Raw genomic sequence first — 18,858 nt, forward strand, 5'->3', positions numbered from 1 at the left:
TTAATGCAGGAAATACAAATAGCTCCAAGTCTTTATTCCCAATTAGTCCTACACTTTTTTTCACCAACCAAAAGCTCTCTAAAGTATTTCTAAAAGGTACTCGCCCTCTTCATTGCCTTTTTATACGCTCTTATCCTACTAGACAATACACAATTTGTCAATTTAAGATTTATCCATATATCGAATATTTAATTCTTTAATACAGTTTTTAAATAAAACATCGATCTTGGCATAATATGTTTCTACATCCGGTTCGAAATCATGAGAAATCCAATACTTTAAAAAGTATAATAAATCATTCGCATAATAATCCACTAAAAAATCTACTGTGAACCTTGAATCCATACCAGTCACATCTAAATAAGAAAATACATTTCTAAATATTTCTTTAAACACATTACTCATTAAATCTTCAAAACCATTCTGTCCTGTGATTCTGTAACAAGACTTAAAAAAATCACGATTATCACTTACAGTCTGAAAGATGTGTTTTATAATTTGAGGATTTGATTCATGCTCCATTCCTTTATAAAACATACGATGAATCAAGTATTCTAAAGCCTCATACTTATCCATAAAATGATTATAGAAAGTTCCACGAATAACACCTGTTTTATCGCAAATCTGTTTGATTGTGATCTTTTCGAAAGGCTTTTGTTGCATCAAAATATACAATCCCTCACTCAGAAGATCTTTCATCGTCACCTTTTCATTAAATGTCATGAAATCACCTCTACAATCGAATTAATCTAAAAATTAACGATAAACTCATAAATAAGTATACGATTCCGCAAAGAAAATAATAAGCCTTTTGATATCCGGCCCCATTATAATATCCAATATAAAAATGAATCATATAGCCAGCAAGTACAATTAAAAATAAGACTAAAGACTCCATCAAATAAGGAAGATTCATATAATAACAGCCAACTCCAACAAAGAAACAGTCCAGTCCTCCAATAAGAGCCAATTTAATAATTTGTTTTGTATCAAACTCTTGTAGTCTTTCCACAAACTTTCCACGCTTAAAACTATAGATGACCATTCCAATTCCAAGAATCAAAAAGACAAATATCGCAACATATTTATTCAATATTGCCCAAGGACGTCCAAAAATATATGTGGACATTCCATGTCCTAATAAAAATATACCCGAACTGCATAGCGCAAAAATCAATCCATAAACCAATGCTTTTGAAAAGCGAATATTACGAATTGAAGCCCCCTGTTCTAGTGCACATACAAATACGTCTAAACTCAGACAAATACTCAAAATTCCAAATATCAACATAACAATCCACCCTCACTAACTTTATTGTATACGAACTTTAAAAATTTTAAAATTATGGATGAACATATTTCATTAAATGTATTTATGCACTACAATAAACCTATGAAAAACATCATTGACCACATCAAAGAATACGGAAATTTAACCCTTGAAGAATACCCATTTAATAATGTGGACTCTTTGATTCTCTCACAAATCTCCTATATTAAATTTGAAAACTCCACTATTGATGTTGAATCCGAAGTCCATTTATTAAATGAATTTGAAAATGAAATTAATGATTTATGTACTAATACACGAGTACCCGAATTAAACGAGGAATTATTCCTTCAAACGATTCATTCACTACGATATGAAGCTATTACGATTTCTCATCTACAAACCAATTTTGACAAAGACAACGAAAAACAATTCTGTGCTATGACTTTTCATTTGCCCAACCAAACAGACTACATTGCCTTTCGCGGTACAGACGCAAGTTTTGTGGGATGGAAAGAAGATTTTAATCTATGTTTTCAAGAAAATATTCCCAGTCAAATTTCTGCATTAAACTATGTAAACAACTATAAGACAAAACACAAACTCATCTTAGGAGGACACTCCAAAGGAGCTAACTTAGCACTTTATGCCACTATCCATACACACAATCCAATTTATTGTACATACAACCATGATGGGCCTGGATTTCTTACACCTTATCAAACTAATAAGAAAGTATTCAAGACCATACCACAATCGAGTGTTATTGGACTCTTACTTGAAGAAACAAATAATTATCAAATCATCCAAAGTGATGCCATATCCATCCTTCAACATGATCCATTTACGTGGTGCGTTGAAAATGGTGACTTTATTTATCTAGAACAAAATGATCAACTATCCAAACATACACAATCCACACTATCAAAATGGCTTAAATCCATTGATATCAATACTCGCAAACAAGTTATTGATACCATTTACTCTATCTTTTCAGATTATGAAAACCCAAAAGATTTAAGGAAGAATATCGATATGGTTGAGATGGTCAAATCCATTCAAAATATGGATAGTCAAACGAAGAAAATGATTAGTGAAACCATTCAAGTCTTATTCAAATGCATTCAAAACGAAATCAAGCGAGGAAACTAAATTCCTCGCTTAAATAATATATAACTATAGATACACGGAATAATAGTCGCTACAAGAATCACAACAATGCCCATTGTCACATAACCAAGTAATCCAAGTACTATATATAAGATTCCAGCAATGACCATACAATAGCCACCTACACGATTTGACAACACCCAGTTTTCATCGCTATTCAAAGACCACGAAGTTTTAATTCCAACCGCATAATTTCGCTTTACCTTTGGCAAATAATTACCGAGTATAATCAATAAAATGCCAACTAAAATATTCATCACAAAACTAACATCAAAAGAATACCCCAAGCCAAAATAAATAATTGTCATACTTGTCACAATACAAACAACTGGACAAATCATAAATAGAATATTCATCATAAAATCTGGAATATTATTTCGCTTTGGATCTTTTACCGTCACAAAACAAGTAAATACATGAATTGCCAAGCACAAAAACAACATACCAAATAAACCCATAAACTTAGGCATTGTACCATCAACTTGTCCATTTACATCAAAATGGGTTGGCACAACATCTGGTAATTGATTATAGAAAACTAGATTCAATACGAATGGAACCACAAACAAAGCTAAACTAAATTGAAACCATTTATTTTTCAACATCTTCATTCCCTCCTAAAAAAGACTTAAAATAACACAACATCTCCTCAAAAACAGATGCGTTGATTTGATAAAAAATAAAATTTTTATCCTTCTCTTCACAAATCAAACCTGCATCCTTTAATAAGGATAAGTGATAAGAAACAGTTGCCTGAGACATATCAAAATGACTTGCGATATCTCCAGCTGACATCTTGCCTTTTTTTAATAAACTCAAAATGTCTCTTCTGACTGGAGCACCTAAAGCTTTAAACGTTTTTTCAAACAAAACACCACCTCCTATTTAGAAATATTTCTAAATAGATTATACATCGTTTCTTGATAATTTCAACTATATTTAGAAAATTTTCTAAATAGATAATAAAAAGAATCAGGAAGATTATTCTCCCTGATACGTTGTATATTTTTGATATTCCTTTGTCGTTTCTTCATCAAAACAATACAAACTGATTTTCATTGTATAATCACTATTTGCATCCAACCAATCCGCAATTGTCTTTAATGCTAATGGCACTGCCTTTTCTACAGGATAGCCATAGACTCCACATGAAATACATGGAAATGCGATTGTATGAATATCATACTTACGAGCTAAACTCAAACTATTCCAATAACAATCCCTCAACATATGCTCATCTTCATGTTTTGCCGAATACATCGGACCCACAGTATGAATCACATACTTTACCTTTAAATCATACCCTTTAGTAATCTTGGCCTGTCCTGTATGACAACCATTTAATAGCTTACACTCTTCAAGTAACATGGGGCCGGCCGCTCTATGAATAGCGCCATCTACACCGCCGCCACCTAAAAGCGATTCATTGGCTGCATTGACAATACAATCTCCATCAAAAGTAGTGATATCTCCTTTTACTACTTTGATTTCACTCTCTAGATTCTTATTGTCTAAAATCATTTCAATTAAAACTTTTGGTAAAAAATACGAATCTTTCCAAGGATTTAATACAACTCCACTTACACCTTGTGTATCATGCACCATATTTAAAACATCCATCACACTTTGATTTAATGTTTCTGTATCCTGCCCCAAATCCACTTGAGCCTGTGTAGTAAAAGCTACAAATACATCTTGACCATCATCTAAAGATAATCTTCGATAGACTTTTTCACCCTCGACATCGCCGACAGGAATAATAAATTGTTTTTGTTCTTTTGCCAGTTTACGAATATGCGAAAGAACCTCCATATTTTTTTCACGAGTCCCCTCTTGATATAATTCTTGAATCAATGTTTCTAATCTTTCCATACCTATTTCCTTACTACAAATGTCAAACTAAAAGGAAAAGCCCCAATCACATCTTGATAAATAGAGTCATCAATAAAGAATCCCTCTTTCATTGCACTTTCCTTTAATAGCGAATCTAACGAAATAAATTCTTCTTCGCTAATTTTAAAATCATTAAAACAATACCCATCATTAAAGCGTTGATAGTTAAATACTTCATCCATTAAATCCCAAGTACTTACTTCACTACCATCTTCTAATGTATCCATATAGTTTAATAATTCATTTACGATTTCTTGTTGTCTTTCTTGTACCATAAAAATCACCTACACTTATTCTAACACAAAATGAAAAAGAGGCATGGCCTCTTAATCAATTTCTAAATATTCTTTGATTCTTTGAATCTGATTCAACCCATCCAAATATCCCATGTAGTAAAGATCAGCGAGTTTATCCACATCCCTCTCTACACGCGATACATTCACTGGCTTGCTTGGGGCAATCGTAAAGATTCTTCCCTCATTTTCAAGCCTTACTAATTCATCACACTGTTTATTGTAGTCACTATTCATCGATTCCAACTTCTGTTCTAAAGCTGGATATTCAGCATACAATCTTTTTGTCATTTTTTGAACGAAAGGATTCGCTTCACTCTTTCGATACTCTCTTTGACGTGTACGAACCACAATGATTTTCTCATAATCATGATCCAACGCCCATTGATACGCTATCTTATCACTGCAGCCACCATCCAAGTATAAACCATCTTCAATTTCAACCATCTTTGAAACATAAGGCATGGTTGCACTGGCTTGTACGGCCTTAAAAATATCCTGCGTTTTATTCTTACTAAAATATTCGGGCCTTCCCGTTTTACAATTTGTACATACCGCAATAAAATCACGCGTTGGATTCATAAAACGAGGTGTATTTAACGGATCAAAATATTGAGTTCCTTTCATCAAAAAATCAAATCCAATAATTCCTTTGTTGTTTTTAAAAGCTTCTAAACCAACATATCGAGAATCATGACGATACCCTAAATTAATTCTAGCACTACGACCAATTTGACCAGCCACATAGTTAAATCCATTCAAAGCCCCTGCACTTGTACCAACTGTACACTGCATATTGATTTCAAACTGCATTAAAGCATCTAATACCCCTGATGTATATAATCCTCGAAAAGCTCCGCCTTCAAGGACGATACATCCAGGTACAATTTTATTTGAAGTATTTCCATTTGGAAGTTTGGATATTCCCGAAAAACGCTTATTATTCTTCTTCATAACATCCCTCCTTCTTAGCTGAAAATTCTATACTCATTTTTTTAATTTGTCTACTTTTTTTGTTCATTCCAAAGTTTGTCAGCCATTGGCTTCCAGTTTTTTGCATATGGAACCGTCTTTTCCAATAAGTGATCCACATCTTCTGGGGATTCATAATCTGTATTGACTGCTTTACTTTGTTTCACCAATTCTTGAATACGACCAGCGTTTTCTAACATTGGACAAGGTCTTAACATATTTTCATTAAATGGTTGATTATCATGATAAGCCTGGAATAATGGAGATCTAAGTGCATCGAGTAATGTTGTATTGTGAATGTTACAGTTCGAATAATGAATGAATACACATGGTTCTACATCGCCCTTGGCATTGATATGAAGATATCTTCTACCTCCAGCAATACATCCACCCACATATTGCGCATCATTTTGAAAATCCATAGTGAAAATTGGTTTTTCACTTCTGAACTTACGAATCTGATGATAAACATACGCTCTTTGTTCTGGTGTTGGAAGTAATTCTTTCACAGCCTCATTTCCTACTGGCATATAGTGGAAGAACCAGCAGAATAAAGCACCTGAATCAATCATTAAATCAAAGAATTCATCACTTGCGATATCTTTATAGTTTACACTTGTATAACAAGTACTAATTCCAAAAGGCAATTTGTGTTTCTTTAATAATTCCATGGAACGTTTTACATTTTCATAACAGCCTTCACCACGTCTAGAATCATTCGCTGTTTCGAAACCTTCCAAACTAATGGCTGGAACAAAGTTTTTAACTCGCAACATATCCTGACAGAATTCTTCATCAATCAATGTTCCGTTTGTGAAAGATAAGAAAGCACAATCTGGATGCATTTCACAAATCTTAATCACATCCTTTTTACGTGTTAAAGGTTCTCCACCCGTATAAATGTACATGTAAGTACCTAATTCTTTTCCTTGACGAATAATCGAATCAATATCATCTAAAGATAAATTTAATTGATGTCCATATTCAGCAGCCCAACATCCTGTACAATGTAAGTTACATGCAGATGTTGGATCTAATAATACAGCCCAAGGGATATTACAATTATATTTTTGTGCCAACTCCTCTTGTTTTGTACTACCATTTAGTGATGCATTAAAAATAAAGTTTTTAAATACAGCCTGACGAACGCCTGCATTCAAATCATAAAGCTTCATGATATAGTCATACCAAACACCTTTTTCATCGATTTGTTCACGAATCACTTTACGCTGTGAACCATACCAACCTTCAGGCATAACCTTATCTACTAAATTCATTAATTTAGGAATATTTGTTTCTGGATCCTTATCCAAATACTTCAAAGCTTGACTCATTCCAAACTTTTGAACACTACTCTGTAAAGAACTAAAATTCATAACTCTTCCTCCGGTTTCATTTATAATTTTATTCTAGTTCTTTAAAAATGGGTTTTTAATAGACAAATTTTCAAATGTGTAAATATTTATGAGCTATGGTCATTATTTTTATGCCATTTTGAGATATATGCCATATATGGTTTATATATTTATGAACCACGGTCATTTGTTGTAAAAAAGAAGATGTTTTCACACCTTCTTAGATTTCATTGGCAGCCTTATATCCTGTACGAATAGCACTTGCGATATCTGCTGTTCTTTCACCACTGCAGTCACCTACATAAGTAAATGGAACAGTTAACTTACTATCATCAAATACATTCCTTTTAGAACCTAATGCATTTACAATTGTATCCGCTGTAATTTCAACATTTGTTTCATCTTTTGTATTCACTACATAGATGACATTATCTTTAATTTCACTAACACGTGTATTCACAAATTTTTGAACATTGTGTTCTTTAAAATCAGCTTCCATCAATGGTAATACAGTTTCAGATTCTTGTGCTGCAATCTTATCCATCATTTCAATGATTGAAACTTCTAGCCCTTTACTTGCCAAATATTCAGCCATTTCAGCACCTACTAAACCTCCACCTAAGACAACACATTTACCAGATACTTCTTGACCATTCAAGATATCCCAGCTGGATACAACATTTGAATTTTCTACCGACATAAGAAGATCCATATTGTGAGCACCAATGGCCAAGATCACATGATCAAATCCATTCAATTCATCCATTGTTGGTTCATGGTTTAATTGAATATCTACTTTATCGGACAAGAATTTTTCATAGTATTGAACAGAACGTAAGATTTCATCTTTCTTGGTGGAACTGAAGCAATATTGATTTGTCCACCTAAACGATTTGATTTTTCAAATACAGTCACTGTATGTCCTCGTTTATAAGCTACACGAGCCGCTTCTAATCCGGCAAGACTAGCACCTACGATTGCGATATTCTTAGTTTCTGTACATGGTTGAATGAAGATTGTTTCTTCATCTCCATTTTCGGCATTTAAAACACAACTTAAGTAACGACGAGATTGGATGGCATCTACACAACCTTTATTACAGTTCAAGCATTCACGAATGCATTCACCATTTTCCACTTTTTTGGCAATATCTGGATCTGTTAATAAACTTCTTCCATATCCAATGATATCTGCCGTACCATCTTCAAGAATCTTTTCACCAGCTTCAACACTGACAACACGACCCACTGTTGCAACAGGACAAGAAACAACGGATTTCACTTTTTCACAAGCACCTAAAATCCAGTTATAAGGAACAGCACCCATAGGAGGAATTGTATCGCCCATGTTTCCTGTGTGGTTAGCTTAAGCCACTTGAATCATATCAATTCCTGCTGCATCTAACATTTTTGCGAATTCAGCCTCTTCATCTTCCAATAAATCACCTTTACCACGTAAAGATCCATCTGGATTAACTGTAATAATTGGAAGTTTATATTCGACCATCATTGATGGAGCCGCTTCTTTAATTGCTCGTAAAACTTCTAATGCAAACGCGTATGATTTTCTAAGCTACCACCATAATTATCTGTACGATGATTTAATAATGTTGAACATAATGAACCTATAAACGGTCACCATGAATTTCAATCGCATCAATACCTGCTTTTTGCGCTTTTCTAGCACATTGGGCAATACTATTTTTAATTGCTATTAATTGTTCAGCAATTGCTTCCGTCACAAAGTGCTGCATATCATGATGTAATTTTGCGTATGCACCCTTTGTCAATTCGTCACAGATTTTTTGTTGCTTTTAGCCTCTTCTAAATTATTGGCAACCTTCGCTTTTACAGCCAATTAACCAGCAATACCAGCTTCCACAATCATTTTTCCTACGCCTTGAACATCATATTCTGGATGGAACAATTGTAAAGCTACTTTACAATCGTGTTCATGTAAGGCATCAGCTAATTTTTTATACATTTCAATTTGCGATTCATCATATAGTTTTGGTGTAGGATTTGCAGTACGAACAGGAGCCACATCGCCAATAACGATATAAAAATATCCCCCTTGTGCAAGTCTTGTATGGAAAGCTAATGAACGAGGCTCAATCAATCCGTCTCTTTCTTCACATCCTGTTGTCAAAGGGGGAAACATAATTCTGTTTTTAAAAGTTAAGTTACCAACTTGAATTGGTTATAATAATTCACTTATCATAATTTCTGCTAGATATTTTTAGCAATTTCATGCGCATTTGTGATCGCATCTTTTAAAGTTCCCACTTTTTCACAATCCCCAATATAGTGTACATTTTCAGCTTCCACTTCCACTTTCTTAGGTGCATATCCTACAGCAAAAATTAAAGTATCCGCTTCTGTAATTTTGTGTTCAACACCCTCTTTTACGTAAGTAATAGATTCTTCATCCACATTTGTTACTTGTGCATTCAATTCGATGCGAACACCTTTCTGCATCAATCTTTGAGTCAATCTAGATTTTGCAGCTCCACCTTCACCAGGCATTAAGTTATTTGTCATTTCTAATAATGTAATTTTACGATTCATTGGGAATAAGTCATTGATTAATGGTGCTAAATAATCCGCTGTTTCACATCCAACACTTCCACCACCTAATACAACAATATTACGTCCTGGATACTTCTTTCCAGATAATACATCGTCTGCAGTCATACAATTTTTGAATACTTTGAATGGTGGAATTTCTTTTGGTGTAGCTCCACTTGAACATACGATTTCGTAATCTTTAAATTCATTTTCAAGCCTTTCTTTTGTGACTTCTGTATTTAAACGAATTTCAATACCTTCATGATCTAATCGACGAATCATAAATTTAATAACTTTACACAATTCTTGTTTCGCGATTGGAACAGCCGCAAGTCTTAATTGTCCACCAAGTTCATTCGATTTTTCACAAAGAACAACTTCGTGTCCACGTTTTTTGGCAACATATGCTGCTTCCATACCAGCAGGACCACCACCAATAACTAAAACTTTTTTCTTAGTTTCTGCAGGTGCAATCGTATCATCTTCCACGCTTGGATTTACTGTACATCCAATACGTTTACCCATCATGATTCCTGTTAAACAACGTCCACATCCAATACATGGACGAATATCGTCTACTTTACCTTCGAATGCTTTATTTGCGAATTCACTGTCACATAAGTTTGGACGTCCAATCATACACATATCACATTTTCCGTTTACGATTAGTTCTTCAGCCATCCAAGGTTCGTTAATACGAGCAACTGTAGCGACTGGGATATTTACATGCTTTTTAATTTCTTCACTTGAGTGAGCGTGAGGTGCAGCACTTGTACCAGGAGCTGGCATACTTGATCCACGTTTGATTGTATTACCACCAGATACGTGAATAAAGTCAACTCCAGCTTTTTCTAATTGTTTACAAACATAAATCTGATCATTTAATGTCAATCCACCTTCACTATATTCATCACCACTAATACGAACATCGATAATGAAGTCATCTCCACAATACTTGCGAACAGATGCAATAACTTCTAAACATAAGCGTAAACGTCCATCAAGACTTCCACCATATTCGTCCGCACGTTTATTATATAAAGGTGTTAAGAAACCACCTAATAATCCATGAGCATGCGCACATTGAATTTCAACACCATCACCACCGGCAATCTGTACACGGTGAGCCGCTTGACCAAATTGATCAACAATTGTGTGTAATTCTTCAATGGTTGCTGGTCTTGGTGCACTTTGTGCATAGTAAGGACCTACACAACTTGGTGCAATTAATTGAGGTGTTCCTGGTACTGGGAATGCCATATAAGCTGGGTGGAACAATTGTGCTAAGATTTTAGTTCCATATTGGTGTACGCCATCCACCAATTTTTTCCATCCTGGAATAAAACTGTCATCATAAATTGACATATCTCCTGGAAGATATACATAAGTTGGTTCTACAGTTACAACTTCAGTAACGATAAGTCCAACTCCACCTTTTGCACGTGCAGAATAGTGTGCTACTAAATCATCTGTAACATACCCTTTATCGGCCATATTTGTTGAAATAGGTGGCATAAAAATACGGTTTTTTACTGTTGTCTTTCCAATTTCAATTGGTTCAAATAAATGTGGAAAATTATTCATTTTATAAACTCCTCCTCATAGATTCTTGTTATTTTACTCACAAATAGACGCAAAAAGCCTATCTCTTTTTTTGTATATTATTATGAATTAAAAAATAAAAAGAATGCGCTACCATCATTATAACGCATTTATTAACATAAAATTATCTATTTAATTAATTTGTAAACTTTTTTTGGTTAGGTATCCTTAACAAGGATTTAGTACAACATTTTATCATTGATTGTAACAATAGGTTCTAATTCACTGCCATCCATATTTGAATCTCTCATCATTGAAGTGCCAAGATTCTCTGAAATAAATTTCTAATAAATAAGAAAAGGACTTCAGTTTCATTTTCCTGAAATCCTTGCATGTTTTATTTACCATATCTACGATTTGGTTTGTCATCTGTAAAACGTTTTGATCTACGATCATCATCAAATCTTCATCTAGGCTTATAGTCATCATCTTTTCGATCATCAAATCTGCGTCTAGGTTTGAAGTCGCCATCTTTTCGATCATCAAAACGTCTTCTTGGTTTATCATCCTCAAAACGGCGTTTTGGCTTGAAGTCTCCATCTTTTTTATCATCAAAACGACGTCTAGGTTTGAAATCTCCATCTCTTCTTGGTTTATAGTCACGATTTTTTCGATTATCAAAACGACGTCTAGGTTTATAGTCATCATTACAAACAAGTAGTGTAACACTTTCTACATGTGGAGTTTGACTAAACATATCGAGTGGTTGAATCTTGACAATACGATATTCTTTCTTTAATACGCCTAAATCTTTAGCCAAAGTAGCTGGGTTACAAGATACATAGATCATCGTTTTGATTTTTGATTTTAAAATAGTTTCCTTCATTGTATCATCCAAACCAGAACGAGGCGGATCCACAATCAATGTATCCACTTCTTTTTCTTGTACTAAATGTGCTAAGGCACTACCCGCATCTTCACAAATGAAAGATACATTGTCTGCATGATTTAACATCGCATTTTCATTGGCATTATCAACCGCATCCTGAATGGATTCAACACCAATGATTTCTTCAGCTTTATCTTTCACAAATAAACTGATAGCACCAATACCACTATAGGCTTCAACCGTAGTCTTTGATCTTGGCATCCAATCTTTAACCACATTATAAAGATTCACGGATTGTTTCGTGTTTAACTGGAAGAAAGATCTAGGAAGTAAAGATAATTGAATATCTTCTAATTGAAGATGCATCTTTTCTTCTCCCCAAATAAACCGCATATCCCCAAATACTTCACGCTTTGTTTCTGTTTTTACACTTTGCCAGATTGATACAACACCCTCTAGTTGAGTCACATCACGAATAAATTCTTCACTGATATCTTCTTTTCCCGTCACAAATATAATTTGAATCTTAGAATCAAATTCTTTCATCACCAATGTACGATAACCCGTTTTCTTTTTATCATCATACATCTTTAAATGATGCTCATTCATAATTTTTAAAACTTCCTGACGCGTTTGTTCCAACAATTTTGAATGCACATAACATCTTTTCATCTTTTGGAAATGGTTTGTATCACGCTCATACATTCCTGTATATAACTCCCCATATTCTTCACCAAAAGGAAGTTTGCAGCTATTACGATATGACAATGGCTCATGATTCTTTAAAATTGGTAAAATGCGACCATTATAATCCGCATACTTAATCAGCGTTTCTTTTAAATTACCCTCTTTCATCTTGCATTGTGCTGGATACTTTACGTGCATCAAAGCACATCCACCACACTCTTTCCAAATTGGACAAAGTGGGTAGCGACGCTTTGAACTCTGTTCAACTAAACGAGTTAATTCTCCAACTAAATAAGTACCTTCATCACTTTTAATATCAAATTCAATAACTTCATCCGGAATAGCATTTTCAATAAATACTGGCTTTCCTTCATGGAACGCAATTCCCTCACCATTAATTCCCCATTTTTTTACTGTTGTTTTCATGTTTTTTATACACAGTTACGACAAACTCAAACGTAACCTCTAACCTTTCTAATTGTTTTACACGATCAAGTCCAGCTTGACTCGTTTTATATCGATATGGTGTCATTTCTAGTAAAGACCATACATCATCTACCATCTTTTTTTTCTGAATAATTTCCTGGTTTACCAATTCATATTGTTCTAGTATTTCAGGCATTTCATTTTCGTATGGTGTGTCATACAATACTTCTTTTAATTCAAAACAATGCTTAGGACCCGGACCTACTACGATCCAATATCCATTTTCTTTTAGTATACGATAAATTTCATCTTGGCCTAAAGGCACAAAAATACTTGTAACACAATCTATACTCTCATCTAAAAAAGGCATATCAAATAAACTCCCCACAATATATTGCGTATGTTTATCTTGTTTAGACGCATGAAGAATCGCTTCCTTACTCAAATCAATCCCATAACTATGTTCAAAGTTCGCCCCTATCTCTTTTGTATAGTAACCCTGACCACAACCAGCATCCAAATAAATAGATCCATTAGCCTTTCCCTTTACATATTGACGCATAAAATCATAATAATCTTTTTTTAAAAAATCGGTACGCGCTTTGACCATCAAAGCATTGTCCCCATGATTCTTTGTCTGTTTACGCGATAAGTTCACATAACCTTGTTTGGCACAATCAAAAGAATGATTATTTTCGCATCGAAATGTTTTATTTTCTTTTATTAGTTTCTTTTTACACACCGGACATATCAACATAAAAAGATTATAACATAAAAGAAAAAGAGAAGCGCTATATTTCACTTCTCTTAGAATAAATCTTCTTCAACCTTAACTGGATGTACCCAAATATCATCTGTATTATCTATACAATCTTGTACCATCTTGTCAAAATCCCATTTTGCCTCATATTTTTCACACTTATCCACACGAGGTTTAGTGACCGGATTCTTTGGTGTAAAAATCGTACAACAATCTTCATAAGGAAGAATACTTGTTTCATATGTTCCAATCTTTTTAGAAAGATCAATAATTTCAACTTTATCCATACAAACAACTGGACGAATAATCGGCATATTTGTGACATCATTGATTGCTAGCATACTCTCTAAAGTTTGACTTGCGACCTGTCCAATCGATTCACCTGTTGCGATAGCTTGAGCATGTCTTTTCTTAGCTAGGCCTGTCGCAATACGCATCATCATACGACGCATCAATGTGATTGCATAACTTTCATCCGCATTTTGATAGATTGCCAATTGTAGATCTGTAAATGGAACAACATGAACTAAAACATCACCTTGATAACCAGATACAAGTCTAGCTAGTTCCATTACTTTTTCTTGGGCATTTTGTGAAGTATATGGAGGTGAAGCATAGTGAATACATTCAATGTGTACACCACGTTTCATCATTAAATAGCAGGCAACTGGAGAATCAATTCCACCACTTAATAAAACCATGGCCTTTCCGCCAACACCAACTGGATATCCACCAGCACCTTGAATACGATCTGTCATAATGTAAGCTGCATCTTGATGTACTTCAACAACAATTTTTACATCCGGATTATGAACATCAACTTTCCAGTCACTGTTCTTTAAAATCTTAGTTGCAACCCTACGATTAATATCGTCTGAAATATATGGGAATAGTTTATCACTACGACGTGCAGCCACCTTAAATGTTTTTGGTGTTGTTAAATCTAAAGATTCATAACAAGCATCAATGATTTGATCTAAATCTGGTTCCACTTTAATAGCCAATGAAAATGAAGATATTCCAAAAACTTTAGCTAAAATATCACTAACCTGCTTAGAATCTTCATCATGAAGATAAATATACATACGGTCGTGCTGTTTCTCAAATTCTAATGTTGGGAATGCTTTTAAAGCTTTACGAACATTGTCATAAAGCGCCTTAATAAAGTTGTTACGGTTTTTTCCTTTTAAACTCAATTCGCCATAACGAATTAAGATATGATTATAACGATAAGCCATAATTCTCTATAATCTCCTTACATGTTTCTATAAAATATTTTGCCTCTTCCAAAGTATTCTCATTAGAAAAAGATAAACGAATTCCATGTGTCGCATCAAATTCTGACTTGTGCATAGCCAATAACACTTCAGAAGCATTCGTATTTTGTGATGAACAAGTACTTTTTGCGGATACACAAATTCCCTTTTGATCCAAAGCGTTCAATAAGACTTCACTTGTTATTTGATCAAATGAAATATTAAGAATATAAGGAATCGCATCTTTTGGCGAATGTACATGCGCACCATTGATTTTAGTTAATTCTTCACGCAAATATTGGTTGATTTTTAAAACATGATCATAAGCCTTTGATTGTTCCTCTAAAGCTAAACGAATTGTCTTTGCCAAAACAATATTCGCCGGTGCATTCTCTGTTCCACCACGAAGTCCTTGTTCCTGTTGTCCACCTTGAATAATTGGAACAAGTTGAATCTTCTTTTTCTTCATTAAAATGGCACTACCCTTTAGACCATGAATCTTATGTGCAGAGATCGTAGCCATATCTAGTTTTTCAAAAGGAATATCAATTTTTGAAAAACTCTGTACACAATCCACATGAAATACACACGTTGGATTTTGGTGTACAATTTTTTCTAGTTCTAAAATAGGATTGATAGCTCCCATTTCATTATTCACATGCATAACCGATACTAAAATTGTATCTTTACGCATATGAGATTTTAAGCATTCTGGTGTAACAATTCCATCTTCATTAATTGGAAGAAATTCAACTTCAAATCCAAAACGCTTCAAAAACTCCATCGCATGACGAACACTCGAATGCTCAACATTGCTTGTGAGTACATGATGACCTCGATGTTCATTGGCCAAGGCATATCCTACAATAGCTAAAGTGTTTGATTCACTAGCAGCTGATGTAAAGATAATTTCACTTGGATCTACATGAAGCATAGAAGCAATATTTGATCGACTTTTTTCCATGAGCGAACTTGCCTGGCGCCCAGCCGCATGCAAACTATCTGGGTTGCCATAACAAGTTTCTAACACTTGCCCATAAACACGACGAACCTCTGTACGTACAGAGGTTGTCGAAGCATTATCAAAATAAATCATTACTGCACCTGGTTCATGACAGCAGGATCTTTTTGAGCTACTAACTTCTCATAAATTCCTGGGTGCATGTTTTCGATTGCTTGAATCGCAATCTTAAGTGCACGAGTATATTCTCCATTTTGGAAACATAACTCAGCACGAGTTAAATCCGAATCCATTTGTGCATGCGTACTACGGAAACGGTTACCAAACACAATCGCATTTTCTACCATAACAGCAACACCGACTAAATTGTTTGCGTTATTGTATAACTTATATACAAAGTCGATGGCATCCTGCAAATCTGCATTTAATGTTTGTACATCTAATGGTGAGTGATCCAACACTACACGAACACGTTGAATCAAGCGTTCGCCTTCTTTTAAATCTGCAGAAAATTGAGATGAGATACTAGGCAAATGACGTGTTACTGTATTTAAACGTACTTCATTTAAAATCAATTGTAATTTTGTCAATTGTTTTTTAGCACGTGATTCATCACTGCTTGCTCCCACTAACATCTCTTTCATATCCTTGACTTGATCGTGGAATTCATTAACATCTTCTGAAAATTTACGATAACCATGAACTACATCTACGCTAGGACGTTGATTTTGTTTCAATTCTTTTTGAATTTCATCACGACGATTTGATAAATCTTCCATTTGGATTTGTGCCAAAGAGAAGCGGTGTGTCCAATCTTCTAGACCAAAACGATCTTTAATATTGGCATAAAGCGCCATAATTTCCTCAAGTTCCTGACCAATGACATTAACTAGATCTAAATTAGATTGAAGACTTACATGGATTTCATCATAAGCTTCTTTTTCATTCGTTACATCATCTTGTAATGCTAGAATGTGATCTCCAATGATTTCCAAGTTTTCTTGTGCCATTTCAAATTCACCTGCATCCAATTGATCAATTGAACTAGACAAAGCACTTTGAATGGTTGTTAATTTTTCTTCTGGTTCTAAATAAGATAAGTCGATATCTTTTTCCTGTAATTCCTTAATGTGCAATCGAACTTCGTTGATTGCACGAGGCAATACATTTTTGGCCTTTTCATATAGTCCAGGGAAGGCTGCAATTTTAGAGCTAATCTCATCCACCATTTTTGAGATTTTTTCTTGTTCTTCCTTTGCCTTGTTAAATTCTGAAGCAAACATCCACTCTTCAAAATTAGAGAATTCATTTTCAATTTCCTCTAAGCATGAATCTACATAATTAACAGATCCATAAAATGAAGAACGATTATCTTGGTAAACAGTTTTCACATTGCGAAAACGCTCTTTTAAAGCATTTGCCGATTCACGAACCTCTGTTTCACGAGCCAAGACATGATCTAATGACTGAGTAACAATACGAATTCTTTCTTTTGTCTCATCCATCATTGTTTCTAAATCGTCCATAGCTCGCATAGATTTACGAAGACGATGTCTAGAAACATAATCATCTGCTTCATTAAACAAATCATCACAAGCACTTAAGTTTTTTTGACAAGTATCATATTTTGGAGTCAAGCTTTTCACTTTATCCATGATATCATCATTCACTCTTGCGAATGCCGATGCTTTGTTGAACTTGTAGGCCAAGGAATTGTTACGAATTTCATTCATTTCGATCTCAAGATCTGAAAGTCGTTTCGACGCCTTTTTACGTTTGATCATACGCATAATGATCCAAATCAAAATCAAGACTAGAATTGCTATACAAAGATAGATAATTACAGTCACAGAAAGTTGATTTCGAATGAACGCGTATACTGATCGAAAGAAATTCAAAACACTATCCATAGTGGTACCTCCTTGCAAACCATTCTTATTATAGCAAAACTTCAAAATCATTGCATCATTTTCTTGATTTTATTAATATTCTTTGATATGATACATAAGCATAAATTGATAGCAGCATACAAAGTTAAAGGATATGCGTTGCAGCCTTATTAAGCGATATGAGTAAGCTAATAGCTGATAGCGGAAAGTATCATTGTCAACACAGCCTTTAAAGATTTGTACTGTTATTGTTTTGTGAATGATATAAAACAATAGGAGGAAAAATTATGTCAAGAAACACAGGAAGCGTTTGGAAGAAGTCACGCCGCCTTGGATTCTCAGTATTAGAAACTGGTGAAGAAATAACTCGTCGTAACACAATTCCAGGACAACACGGAAATGCTCGTCGTCCAAAATTAACAAACTACGGTATCCAATTACAGGAAAAACAAAGAATTCGTCACACTTACCAATTAAGTGAAAAACAATTCTACAACACTTACTTAAAAGCAAGTAAAAAAGCTGGTTCTGCTGGTGAAAACTTCTTAGTAATGTTGGAATCTCGTTTAGATAACATCGTTTATCGTATGGGATTTGCACGTACTCGTCGTGCTAGCCGTCAGTTAGTAAACCACGGACACGTATTAGTAGATGGTAAGAAAGTAGATATCCCTAGTTTCCAAGTAAAACCAGGACAAGTTATCGAAATTCGTGAACGCGCTAAAAACTTAAGCGTAATCAACGAAGCTTTAGAAGCTGCAACAGCAACTGTTGATTTTGTTGAAGTAAACAAAGATGCTAAGAAAGGTACTTATGTTCGTTACCCAGAACGTAAAGAACTATTCACAGCTCAAGAAATCAACGAATTGTTAGTAGTAGAATTCTACAACCGTTAATCTTAGGCATAGAACAAGAAAGAAGCGAATTG

The 18,858-nt window shown here is 34.4% G+C and carries 22 protein-coding genes and 1 other annotated feature (1 of these 23 running past the window's edge); of the genes, 2 read left to right on the forward strand and 20 right to left on the reverse strand.

The window, feature by feature from the left end:
* Positions 1 to 122: a binding site (T-box leader), on the reverse strand (it extends 90 nt beyond the left edge of the window).
* 40 nt (positions 123 to 162) lie between these two features.
* A complete protein-coding gene (locus LJE08_RS01610; RefSeq protein ID WP_117923978.1) occupies positions 163 to 723 on the reverse strand; it encodes a TetR/AcrR family transcriptional regulator C-terminal domain-containing protein in 561 nt (186 codons plus the stop codon).
* A gap of 10 nt (positions 724 to 733) precedes the next feature.
* Complete coding sequence (locus LJE08_RS01615; RefSeq protein ID WP_227402236.1) at positions 734 to 1,291, reverse strand: manganese efflux pump; 558 nt, start codon at positions 1,289 to 1,291, stop codon at positions 734 to 736.
* Positions 1,292 to 1,345: 54 nt separating this feature from the next.
* Between LJE08_RS01615 and LJE08_RS01620 the strand changes: the two genes are divergently transcribed.
* Positions 1,346 to 2,422 (forward strand): Mbeg1-like protein, encoded by a 1,077-nt coding sequence (locus LJE08_RS01620; RefSeq protein ID WP_227402237.1) that lies wholly within the window; start codon positions 1,346 to 1,348, stop codon positions 2,420 to 2,422.
* On the opposite strand, the gene LJE08_RS01625 is transcribed toward LJE08_RS01620, so the two are convergent.
* From LJE08_RS01625 to LJE08_RS01710, 18 genes are all read right to left on the reverse strand, one after another.
* Positions 2,419 to 3,045, reverse strand: coding sequence for an SdpI family protein (locus LJE08_RS01625; protein WP_227402238.1), 627 nt, complete (start codon positions 3,043 to 3,045; stop codon positions 2,419 to 2,421). The two genes, LJE08_RS01620 and LJE08_RS01625, sit on opposite strands and share 4 nt — an antisense overlap.
* Positions 3,032 to 3,310 carry an autorepressor SdpR family transcription factor gene (locus tag LJE08_RS01630; RefSeq protein ID WP_186998305.1) on the reverse strand — a complete coding sequence of 93 codons (279 nt, stop codon included), beginning with the start codon at positions 3,308 to 3,310 and terminating at the stop codon, positions 3,032 to 3,034. Before LJE08_RS01630 ends, LJE08_RS01625 begins: the two co-directional genes overlap by 14 nt.
* A 111-nt stretch (positions 3,311 to 3,421) precedes the next feature.
* On the reverse strand, positions 3,422 to 4,312 hold the full coding sequence (locus LJE08_RS01635) for an O-acetyl-ADP-ribose deacetylase (RefSeq protein ID WP_217255997.1): 891 nt from the start codon (positions 4,310 to 4,312) through the stop codon (positions 3,422 to 3,424).
* Positions 4,313 to 4,314: 2 nt separating this feature from the next.
* Positions 4,315 to 4,608 carry a hypothetical protein gene (locus tag LJE08_RS01640; RefSeq protein WP_117923966.1) on the reverse strand — a complete coding sequence of 98 codons (294 nt, stop codon included), beginning with the start codon at positions 4,606 to 4,608 and terminating at the stop codon, positions 4,315 to 4,317.
* Positions 4,609 to 4,659: 51 nt separating this feature from the next.
* Positions 4,660 to 5,580, reverse strand: coding sequence for a patatin family protein (locus tag LJE08_RS01645; protein WP_227402239.1), 921 nt, complete (start codon positions 5,578 to 5,580; stop codon positions 4,660 to 4,662).
* Positions 5,581 to 5,630: 50 nt separating this feature from the next.
* Positions 5,631 to 6,974: a radical SAM protein gene (locus LJE08_RS01650; RefSeq protein ID WP_117923962.1), complete on the reverse strand. Its 1,344-nt coding sequence runs from the start codon at positions 6,972 to 6,974 to the stop codon at positions 5,631 to 5,633.
* 199 nt (positions 6,975 to 7,173) lie between these two features.
* Positions 7,174 to 7,761: an FAD-dependent oxidoreductase gene (locus LJE08_RS01655; RefSeq protein WP_227402240.1), complete on the reverse strand. Its 588-nt coding sequence runs from the start codon at positions 7,759 to 7,761 to the stop codon at positions 7,174 to 7,176.
* Positions 7,746 to 8,300, reverse strand: a complete 555-nt coding sequence (locus LJE08_RS01660) for an NAD(P)-binding protein (protein WP_227402241.1) — start codon at positions 8,298 to 8,300, stop codon at positions 7,746 to 7,748. Before LJE08_RS01660 ends, LJE08_RS01655 begins: the two co-directional genes overlap by 16 nt.
* 18 nt (positions 8,301 to 8,318) lie before the next feature.
* Positions 8,319 to 8,462: a hypothetical protein gene (locus tag LJE08_RS01665; protein WP_217256002.1), complete on the reverse strand. Its 144-nt coding sequence runs from the start codon at positions 8,460 to 8,462 to the stop codon at positions 8,319 to 8,321.
* A gap of 115 nt (positions 8,463 to 8,577) precedes the next feature.
* Positions 8,578 to 8,742: a hypothetical protein gene (locus tag LJE08_RS01670; protein WP_186998312.1), complete on the reverse strand. Its 165-nt coding sequence runs from the start codon at positions 8,740 to 8,742 to the stop codon at positions 8,578 to 8,580.
* Positions 8,743 to 8,810: 68 nt separating this feature from the next.
* Complete coding sequence (locus LJE08_RS01675; RefSeq protein WP_238635941.1) at positions 8,811 to 9,113, reverse strand: hypothetical protein; 303 nt, start codon at positions 9,111 to 9,113, stop codon at positions 8,811 to 8,813.
* 68 nt (positions 9,114 to 9,181) lie between these two features.
* On the reverse strand, positions 9,182 to 11,104 hold the full coding sequence (locus tag LJE08_RS01680; protein WP_227402242.1) for an FAD-dependent oxidoreductase: 1,923 nt from the start codon (positions 11,102 to 11,104) through the stop codon (positions 9,182 to 9,184).
* Between the two features lie 240 nt (positions 11,105 to 11,344).
* Entirely contained in the window at positions 11,345 to 11,551 is a 207-nt protein-coding gene (locus LJE08_RS01685) for a hypothetical protein (RefSeq protein WP_227402243.1), read from the reverse strand.
* Complete coding sequence (gene rlmD / locus LJE08_RS01690) at positions 11,529 to 13,064, reverse strand: 23S rRNA (uracil(1939)-C(5))-methyltransferase RlmD (protein WP_227402244.1); 1,536 nt, start codon at positions 13,062 to 13,064, stop codon at positions 11,529 to 11,531. The genes LJE08_RS01685 and rlmD overlap by 23 nt, the downstream gene beginning before the upstream one ends.
* Positions 13,033 to 13,821, reverse strand: a complete 789-nt coding sequence (locus tag LJE08_RS01695; RefSeq protein ID WP_227402245.1) for a putative RNA methyltransferase — start codon at positions 13,819 to 13,821, stop codon at positions 13,033 to 13,035. The genes rlmD and LJE08_RS01695 overlap by 32 nt, the downstream gene beginning before the upstream one ends.
* 50 nt (positions 13,822 to 13,871) lie before the next feature.
* Complete coding sequence (gene thiI, locus LJE08_RS01700; RefSeq protein ID WP_227402246.1) at positions 13,872 to 15,062, reverse strand: tRNA uracil 4-sulfurtransferase ThiI; 1,191 nt, start codon at positions 15,060 to 15,062, stop codon at positions 13,872 to 13,874.
* Positions 15,046 to 16,176, reverse strand: a complete 1,131-nt coding sequence (locus LJE08_RS01705; protein ID WP_117923942.1) for a cysteine desulfurase family protein — start codon at positions 16,174 to 16,176, stop codon at positions 15,046 to 15,048. Before LJE08_RS01705 ends, thiI begins: the two co-directional genes overlap by 17 nt.
* Entirely contained in the window at positions 16,176 to 17,951 is a 1,776-nt protein-coding gene (locus LJE08_RS01710; RefSeq protein WP_227402247.1) for a septation ring formation regulator EzrA, read from the reverse strand. The genes LJE08_RS01705 and LJE08_RS01710 overlap by 1 nt, the downstream gene beginning before the upstream one ends.
* 266 nt (positions 17,952 to 18,217) lie before the next feature.
* Here LJE08_RS01710 and rpsD point away from each other — a divergent pair, with 266 nt between their 5' ends.
* A complete protein-coding gene (rpsD, locus tag LJE08_RS01715) occupies positions 18,218 to 18,826 on the forward strand; it encodes a 30S ribosomal protein S4 (RefSeq protein WP_227402248.1) in 609 nt (202 codons plus the stop codon).
* Positions 18,827 to 18,858 lie beyond the last annotated feature (32 nt).

It is taken from the genome of Holdemanella sp. DFI.5.55, from assembly GCF_020593575.1.
Taxonomy (GTDB): Bacteria; Bacillota_I; Bacilli_A; order Erysipelotrichales; family Erysipelotrichaceae; genus Holdemanella; species Holdemanella hominis.

Excerpts from the sequence above, each read along its gene's own strand:
- LJE08_RS01610 (WP_117923978.1), bottom strand. The coding sequence starts at position 723 with ATGACATTTAATGAAAAGGTGACGATGAAAGATCTTCTGAGTGAGGGA.
- LJE08_RS01615 (WP_227402236.1), bottom strand. The coding sequence starts at position 1,291 with ATGTTGATATTTGGAATTTTGAGTATTTGTCTGAGTTTAGACGTATTT.
- LJE08_RS01620 (WP_227402237.1), top strand. The coding sequence starts at position 1,346 with ATGGATGAACATATTTCATTAAATGTATTTATGCACTACAATAAACCT.
- LJE08_RS01625 (WP_227402238.1), bottom strand. The coding sequence starts at position 3,045 with ATGTTGAAAAATAAATGGTTTCAATTTAGTTTAGCTTTGTTTGTGGTT.
- LJE08_RS01635 (WP_217255997.1), bottom strand. The coding sequence starts at position 4,312 with ATGGAAAGATTAGAAACATTGATTCAAGAATTATATCAAGAGGGGACT.
- LJE08_RS01640 (WP_117923966.1), bottom strand. The coding sequence starts at position 4,608 with ATGGTACAAGAAAGACAACAAGAAATCGTAAATGAATTATTAAACTAT.
- LJE08_RS01645 (WP_227402239.1), bottom strand. The coding sequence starts at position 5,580 with ATGAAGAAGAATAATAAGCGTTTTTCGGGAATATCCAAACTTCCAAAT.
- LJE08_RS01650 (WP_117923962.1), bottom strand. The coding sequence starts at position 6,974 with ATGAATTTTAGTTCTTTACAGAGTAGTGTTCAAAAGTTTGGAATGAGT.
- LJE08_RS01660 (WP_227402241.1), bottom strand. The coding sequence starts at position 8,300 with ATGGGCGATACAATTCCTCCTATGGGTGCTGTTCCTTATAACTGGATT.
- LJE08_RS01665 (WP_217256002.1), bottom strand. The coding sequence starts at position 8,462 with ATGATGGTCGAATATAAACTTCCAATTATTACAGTTAATCCAGATGGA.
- LJE08_RS01675 (WP_238635941.1), bottom strand. The coding sequence starts at position 9,113 with ATGTTTCCCCCTTTGACAACAGGATGTGAAGAAAGAGACGGATTGATT.
- LJE08_RS01680 (WP_227402242.1), bottom strand. The coding sequence starts at position 11,104 with ATGAATAATTTTCCACATTTATTTGAACCAATTGAAATTGGAAAGACA.
- LJE08_RS01685 (WP_227402243.1), bottom strand. The coding sequence starts at position 11,551 with ATGATGACTATAAGCCTAGATGAAGATTTGATGATGATCGTAGATCAA.
- rlmD (WP_227402244.1), bottom strand. The coding sequence starts at position 13,064 with ATGAAAACAACAGTAAAAAAATGGGGAATTAATGGTGAGGGAATTGCG.
- LJE08_RS01695 (WP_227402245.1), bottom strand. The coding sequence starts at position 13,821 with ATGTTGATATGTCCGGTGTGTAAAAAGAAACTAATAAAAGAAAATAAA.
- thiI (WP_227402246.1), bottom strand. The coding sequence starts at position 15,062 with ATGGCTTATCGTTATAATCATATCTTAATTCGTTATGGCGAATTGAGT.
- LJE08_RS01705 (WP_117923942.1), bottom strand. The coding sequence starts at position 16,176 with ATGATTTATTTTGATAATGCTTCGACAACCTCTGTACGTACAGAGGTT.
- LJE08_RS01710 (WP_227402247.1), bottom strand. The coding sequence starts at position 17,951 with ATGGATAGTGTTTTGAATTTCTTTCGATCAGTATACGCGTTCATTCGA.
- rpsD (WP_227402248.1), top strand. The coding sequence starts at position 18,218 with ATGTCAAGAAACACAGGAAGCGTTTGGAAGAAGTCACGCCGCCTTGGA.